Annotated in this window: 4 protein-coding genes and 1 pseudogene; 1 reads left to right on the top strand and 4 read right to left on the bottom strand. The window is 70.8% G+C overall.

Annotation, left to right across the window (positions count from 1 at the left end):
• Nucleotides 1–310 (bottom strand): annotated as a pseudogene (locus CCN56_RS03690) (hypothetical protein); the annotation flags it as partial.
• Between the two features lie 246 nt (nucleotides 311–556).
• A complete protein-coding gene (gene katG / locus CCN56_RS03685; protein WP_086823541.1) occupies nucleotides 557–2782 on the bottom strand; it encodes a catalase/peroxidase HPI in 2226 nt (741 codons plus the stop codon).
• Between the two features lie 197 nt (nucleotides 2783–2979).
• Here katG and CCN56_RS03680 point away from each other — a divergent pair, with 197 nt between their 5' ends.
• Complete coding sequence (locus CCN56_RS03680; protein ID WP_086823538.1) at nucleotides 2980–3390, top strand: Fur family transcriptional regulator; 411 nt, start codon at nucleotides 2980–2982, stop codon at nucleotides 3388–3390.
• Nucleotides 3391–3568: 178 nt separating this feature from the next.
• On the opposite strand, the gene tpx is transcribed toward CCN56_RS03680, so the two are convergent.
• Both tpx and CCN56_RS03670 read right to left on the bottom strand, forming a co-directional pair.
• The gene (gene tpx, locus CCN56_RS03675; protein WP_086823535.1) at nucleotides 3569–4069 is read right to left on the bottom strand and encodes a thiol peroxidase; all 501 of its coding nucleotides are present in this window, start codon (nucleotides 4067–4069) and stop codon (nucleotides 3569–3571) included.
• 144 nt (nucleotides 4070–4213) lie between these two features.
• Nucleotides 4214–4464 (bottom strand): AraC family transcriptional regulator (locus tag CCN56_RS03670; protein WP_143664419.1); only part of this gene is annotated, 251 nt, incomplete at its 5' end.

Here is a 4464-nt window from a genome sequence, read left to right as displayed (position 1 = left end):
CTCCTACGCCCTGCCCCTCGGCGGCATCCGGCTCGACGAGGGGCAGGGCGTAGGAGCGCCCGTCCGGGCGGGGGAGCGGGCGGCCGAGGAGCCGGTCTCCGGCGCGGAACTCGACCCGGGCGTCGCCCGCGGGTATGCGCTCGGGCGACGTCCAGACCAGCTGCCTGCCCGCACCGTCCCCGGTGATCTGCCAGCCCTCGGGGAGGGCGACACCGTCGAAGCGGCTCCCCGGTGCCGTCGACGGTGACGCGGGCGAAGGCTGGGCGGACGCCGGCCAGGGCGATGCCGCCGTCAGTGCGAGTAATGCCACGGCGGTGGTCACGCCGCGTGTGACACGTATCAAAGCGGTCTTCCTCACGATCGGTCTCGTCGGGGCACCAGGAGGAGGCCGGTCTCCCGGCTTCCCCGGTGCCCCTCTCGTGTCGTGAGGACGGTGACGGACGGCCGTCGGTTGTCTCATGCGGCGTCAGAAAGGCGTCATCGGCCGGATGTCGGCGCGAAAAAGGGCCGGCCCGGGTGGCGTGGAAGCCACCCGGGCCGGCCCCGGAGATGCGGATCAGGCGATGTCGAACCGGTCCAGGTTCATCACCTTGTCCCACGCCGACACGAAGTCCTTCACGAACTTCTCCTTCGCGTCGTCGCTCGCGTACACCTCGGCCAGCGCGCGCAGTTCGCTGTTGGAGCCGAAGACCAGGTCGGCCCGGCTGCCCGTCCACTTGACCGCGCCGGTGGCCGTGTCGCGGCCCTCGAACACGGTCTGGTCGGCGGAGGTGGACTTCCACTCCGTGCCCAGGTCGAGCAGGTTGGCGAAGAAGTCGTTCGTCAGCTTGCCCGGGGTCTCGGTGAGGACACCGAGCGAGGACTGCGGCTGGGTCACGCCCAGGACGCGCAGGCCGCCGACGAGGACCGTCAGCTCGGGCGCGCTCAGGGTGAGCAGGTTCGCCTTGTCGACGAGCAGGTACTCGGCGGGGAGGCGGTTGCCCTTGCCCAGGTAGTTGCGGAAGCCGTCCGCGGCCGGCTCGAGAGCGGCGAAGGACTCGACGTCCGTCTGCTCCTGGGTGGCGTCCACACGGCCCGGGGTGAACGGGACCTCGACGGCGTGGCCGGCGTCCGCGGCGGCCTTCTCGACCGCCGCGACGCCCGCGAGGACGACGAGGTCGGCGAGGGAGACCTGCTTGTCCCCGGTCTGGGCGGAGTTGAAGGACTCCTGGACGCCCTCCAGGACGCGCAGCACCTGCGCCAGCTCGTCCGGGTTGTTGACCTCCCAGTTGCGCTGCGGCTCCAGGCGGATGCGACCGCCGTTGGCGCCACCGCGCTTGTCGCTGCCGCGGAAGGAGGAGGCGGCGGCCCAGGCGGCGGAGACCAGCTGGGTGACCGTGAGGTCCGAGCCGAGGATCTTCTCCTTGAGGGAGGCGATGTCCGCGGCGTCGACGAGCTCGCCCGAGCGGGCCGGCAGCGGGTCCTGCCACAGGAGCACCTCGGACGGGACCTCGGAGCCGAGGTAGCGCACGATCGGGCCCATGTCGCGGTGGGTGAGCTTGTACCAGGCGCGGGCGAAGGCGTCCGCGAACTGGTCCGGGTTCTCGTAGAAGCGGCGCGAGATCTGCTCGTAGACCGGGTCGAAGCGCAGCGACAGGTCGGTCGTGAGCATCGTCGGGAGGTGCTTCTTCTCCGGGTCGTACGCGTCCGGGATGATCGCCTCGGCGTTCTTGGCCACCCACTGGTGGGCGCCCGCCGGGCTCTTGGTCAGCTCGTACTCGTACTCGAAGAGGTTCTTGAAGAACCCGTTGCCCCACTGGGTCGGCGTGGTGGTCCAGGTGACCTCCAGGCCGGAGGTGATGGCGTCCGGGCCCTTGCCGCTGCGGAAGGTGCTCTTCCAGCCGAGGCCCTGCTCCTCCAGGGAGGCGGCCTCAGGGTCCGCGCCCACGTGGTCCGCCGGGCCGGCGCCGTGGGTCTTGCCGAAGGTGTGGCCACCGGCGATGAGGGCGACGGTCTCCTCGTCGTTCATCGCCATCCGGCGGAAGGTCTCACGGATGTCGCGGGCCGCGGCGACCGGGTCCGGGTTGGCGTTGGGGCCCTCCGGGTTGACGTAGATGAGGCCCATCTGCACGGCGCCGAGCGGGTTCTCCAGCTCGCGGTCGCCGGTGTAGCGCTCGTCGCCGAGCCAGGTGGTCTCCGGGCCCCAGTAGACGTCCTCGTCGGGCTCCCACACGTCCGCGCGGCCGCCGGCGAAGCCGAAGGTCTCGAAGCCCATCGACTCCAGGGCGACGTTGCCCGCGAGGATCATGAGGTCGGCCCAGGAGAGGTTCTGGCCGTACTTCTTCTTCACCGGCCACAGCAGACGGCGCGCCTTGTCCAGGTTGCCGTTGTCCGGCCAGCTGTTCAGCGGCGCGAAGCGCTGCTGGCCGGCACCGGCGCCGCCGCGGCCGTCGCTGATGCGGTAGGTGCCGGCGCTGTGCCAGGCCATCCGGACCATGAACGGGCCGTAGTGGCCGAAGTCGGCGGGCCACCAGTCCTGCGAGGTGGTGAGGATCTCGGCGATGTCCTGCTTCACGGCCGGCAGGTCGAGGCTCTTGAAGGCCTCCGCGTAGTCGAAGTCCTCACCGAGCGGGTTGGCCACGGCGGGGTTCTTGGCGAGGATCTTCAGGTTCAGCCGGTTCGGCCACCACTGGCTGTTGCCGCCGCCCTGGGTGGGGTGGGAGGCACGCCCGTGCGCGACGGGGCAGCCGCCTGCGCCCTCCGCCTTCGCGTCGGTGACGATTGCGTCGTGGTTCTCAGACATGGGAATCCTTCCGGACATGGCGGATCACTGTGCTCAGGAAGTGCGTTTCGGCGGACGGGCCTGGCGCGGGTGTCACGTGTGCTTCTCCCGCCGTGCTGGAGTCTTCCTGTCCCTTGGCCATTTACGAAACCGATCCTACGATGGACAGTGTCCAAGTCAAGATGAACCCCAACTTTGCTGTGCCGCCGAGGTGAGACATGAGTGACCTGCTGGAGCGACTGCGCGCGCGTGGCTGGCGGATTACGTCCCAGCGCCGCGTCGTCGCGGAGGTCCTGGCCGGGGATCATGTGCACCTCACGGCGGACGAGGTCCACGCGCGCGCGGTGGCGCGCCTGCCGGAGATCGCGCGGGCGACGGTCTACAACACCCTCGGCGAACTGGTCGCCCTCGGGGAGGTCGTGGAACTCTCCACGGACGGGCGGGCCAAGCGCTACGACCCGAACGCGCACCGGTCGCACCAGCACCTGGTCTGCTCGAACTGCGGGATCATCCGCGACGTCCACCCGACGGGGGACCCGCTCGCCGTCCTGCCGCCCGCGGAGCGGTTCGGGTTCACGGTGTCGAAGGCGGACGTGACGTACCGGGGGTTGTGTCCGGGCTGCGCCTGAGCCCCGGGGCGCGAGAGGTTCCGGAGTGCGAAAGGCCCCGGAGTGCGAAAGGCCCCGGAGTGCGAGAGGGGCCCGGAGTGCGAGAGGGGCCCGGAGTACGAGAGGGGCCCGGAGTACGAGAGGGGCCCTCCACCGACATCGGTGGAGGGCCCCTCTGCGGGTTCTGCCGCGGTGCGGACTACTTCAGGACGGCGAGCGCCTCGTCGTAGCTCGGCTCGTCGGCGATCTCGCCCACGAGCTGCGCGTGCAGCACCGTGTCGTTCTCGTCGAGGACGACGACGGCGCGGGCGGTCAGACCGGCCAGCGGACCGTCCGCGATCTCCACGCCGTAGTTGGTGTGGAACTCACGGCCGCGGAGCGTCGAGAGGTTCTTGACGTTCTCCAGGCCCTCGGCGCCGCAGAAACGGGCCTGGGCGAAGGGCAGGTCGGCGGAGATGCAGAGGACGACCGTGTTGTCCAGCTGCCCGGCCTTCTCGTTGAACGCGCGGACGGAGGAGGCGCACGTCGGGGTGTCGACGCTCGGGAAGATGTTGAGCACCTTGCGCTGACCGGCGAAGTCCTTGAGCGACTTGTCCGCCAGCCCCTCGGCGACGAGCGTGAAGTCGGGGGCCTGGCTGCCGGGGGCCGGCAGAGCGCCGTTGACCTGCACGGGGCTGCCCTTCAGGGTGACCTGGGCCATGGGGATCTCCTTCAGACGTATGAGTGGCAACGGGGGGAATCGTACGGAAGACGGGCCCGCCCGCACGACACGGGCTGCCGTGACCCTCTCCTGCCGGACGTTCCGACCGGCAGGATCTTCTGACGTGCCGCCCGGTCGGAAGCCTCAGCCCCGGCCCGCCGCGAAGCGGGACGGCGGTGCGCCGAAGGCCCGGGTGAACGCGGCCGTGAACGCGGCGGGGGAGGCGTACCCGAGGCGGCCGGAGACCTCGCTGACCGTCGCGGTACGCAGCAGGGGCACGGCCGCGAGGAGACGGGCGCGGGACCGCCAGACGGCGGGGCTCTCGCCCGTCTCCGTACGGAAGCGCCGGGTGAACGCCCGCTCGCTCAGGGCGGTCCTGGCCGCCCAGTCGGTGT

It is taken from the genome of Streptomyces sp. NRRL B-24572 (genome assembly GCF_002156145.1).
Taxonomy (GTDB): domain Bacteria; phylum Actinomycetota; class Actinomycetes; order Streptomycetales; family Streptomycetaceae; genus Streptomyces; species Streptomyces vietnamensis.
Note: the sequence above shows the minus strand (reverse complement) of the source record. Positions and strands in the feature narration are given on the sequence as shown.

Coding starts and splice junctions, on each gene's coding strand:
- CCN56_RS03680 (WP_086823538.1), top strand. CDS start 2,980: ATGAGTGACCTGCTGGAGCGACTGCGCGCGCGTGGCTGGCGGATTACG.
- katG (WP_086823541.1), bottom strand. CDS start 2,782: ATGTCTGAGAACCACGACGCAATCGTCACCGACGCGAAGGCGGAGGGC.
- tpx (WP_086823535.1), bottom strand. CDS start 4,069: ATGGCCCAGGTCACCCTGAAGGGCAGCCCCGTGCAGGTCAACGGCGCT.